Here is a 2,068-nt window from a genome sequence, read left to right as displayed (position 1 = left end):
GACTCAAGCGCCTCGTCGCCTACGTCACCCCCGCCGACGTCGACACCTCCTCACTCCGCACCGAGCTGCTTCTCAACCTCCCCGAGTACATGGTGCCCTCGGCCTTCGTCGCCCTGGACTCCCTGCCCCTCAACACCCACGGCAAGCTCGACAGGAAGGCTCTGCCCGCTCCCGACTCCGGGCCCACTGACTCCTTCCTCGCCCCTCGCAACCCCTCCGAGACGCTCCTCGCCTCCATCTGGGCAGAGGTCCTCCACCTCGACGCCGTCAGCGTCTCCGACGACTTCTTCTCCCTGGGCGGCCACTCCCTCCTCGCCACCCAGGTCGTCTCCCGCATCCGCAAGGTCTTCCAGGTCGAGCTGCCCCTGCGCGCGCTCTTCGAGGCGCCCACGGTGGCGTCGCTCGCGGCGCGCATCGAGGTCGAGAAGCAGTCGGGGCTGGCGAACGAGAAGCCGGCGCTCGTGGTGGTGCCTCGCACGGGACCGCTGCCGCTGTCCTTCGCGCAGCAGCGACTGTGGTTCCTGGATCGACTCCAGCCGGGTAGCCCCTTCTACAACATCCCCTCGGCCATCCAGCTCCACGGCGGAGTGAACCTCGATGCGCTGGAGCGTGCGCTGCGTACGCTCGTCCAGCGACACGAGGCCCTGCGCACGTCCTTCCACGTCCAGGAGGATGGCGAGGCCATGCAGCACATCCACACGGATGTGACGCTGTCCGTCCCCGTCGTGGACCTGCGGCACGTGCCCGAGTCCCAGCGGGAAGCCGAGGCCCTGCGACAGGCCCAGGCCGAGGCGCAGAAGCCGTTCGACCTGGCCCACGCGCCGCTGCTCCGGGCCTCCGTGCTCCAGCTGTCCGAGCAGCGCCACATCCTGCTCGTCACCGTCCACCACATCGTCTCGGATGGTTGGTCCAACGGCATCCTCACGCGCGAGGTCGGGGCGCTCTACGGCGCGTTCGCACAGGGCCTGCCGTCACCGCTCGCTCCACTGGAGTTGCAGTACGCGGACTACGCCGCGTGGCAGCGTGGCTGGCTGAAGGACGAGGCACTGTCCCAGCAGGTCGGTTGGTGGAGACAACAGCTCTCCGGCGCACCGCATGCGCTGGAGCTGCCCACGGACAGGCCCAGGCCGCCGGTCCAGACGTCCAACGGGTCCACGCTGCCCATCGCGCTGGGAACCCAGCTCTCGGCCGAGCTGCGCGCCCTGTGCCTGCGAGAGGGCGTCACGCCGTTCATGGCGCTGCTGTCCGCGTTCCAGGTGTTGCTCGCGCGCTACTCGGGACAGGACGACATCGTCGTCGGCTCGCCCATCGCCAACCGGCAGCAGGCGGAGATCGAAGGCATCGTCGGGTTCTTCGTCAACACACTCGCCCTGCGCGCGCGGCTGTCCGTCGGGATGACCTTCCGCGAGCTGCTCACCCAGGTGAAGGAGACGACGCTCGGGGCCTACGCGCACCAGGACGTGCCGTTCGAGAAGCTCGTCGACGAGCTGAAGCCCGAGCGTGACCTGAGCCGCTCGCCGCTGTTCCAGGTGATGTTCGCCCTGCAGAACACGCAGCGTGTCACCGGGCCACAGGACGGTGAGGACGCGGGCGCCATCCAGCCGATGCATGTGGACAGCGGCACCGCCAAGTTCGACCTGTCCCTGCTCTGCGGTGACTTCGGCGACGACATCGGCGGCCTGCTCGAGTTCAACACGGACCTGTTCGACCGGAGCACCGCGGAGCGACTCGGCGCACATCTGCTGAACCTCCTGCGCGCAGCCGTGAGCGATCCGGGCCAGTCCATCTGGAAGCTCCCGCTCCTCGGAGCCGAGGAGCGTCAGCGCACGCTCGTCGCCTGGAACGACACCTCACGCCACGACCACGCGGCCACGACGATGCATGGGCCGGTGGAGGCACAGGTGCGCCGTACGCCTGACGCCATCGCGCTCTCCGACGGTACGCGCTCGCTCTCCTACGCCGCGCTCGACGCTCGCTCCAATCAGCTCGCCCACCACCTGCTCGCCCTCGGGGTCTCTCCGGGCAGTGCCGTCGGCATCTGCCTCGACAAGTCCCTCGACATGGCCGT

At 69.0% G+C, this 2,068-nt stretch carries 1 protein-coding gene; it reads left to right on the top strand.

Annotated elements, in window-relative coordinates:
- Nucleotides 1-2,068: condensation domain-containing protein (locus FL311_RS42785; protein WP_141333385.1), on the top strand; the 2,068-nt coding region annotated here is incomplete at both ends.

The sequence above is a fragment of the Myxococcus sp. AB025B genome, assembly GCF_006518215.1.
GTDB lineage: Bacteria > Myxococcota > Myxococcia > Myxococcales > Myxococcaceae > Myxococcus > Myxococcus fulvus.
This window is presented reverse-complemented; position numbering and strand designations above follow the sequence as displayed.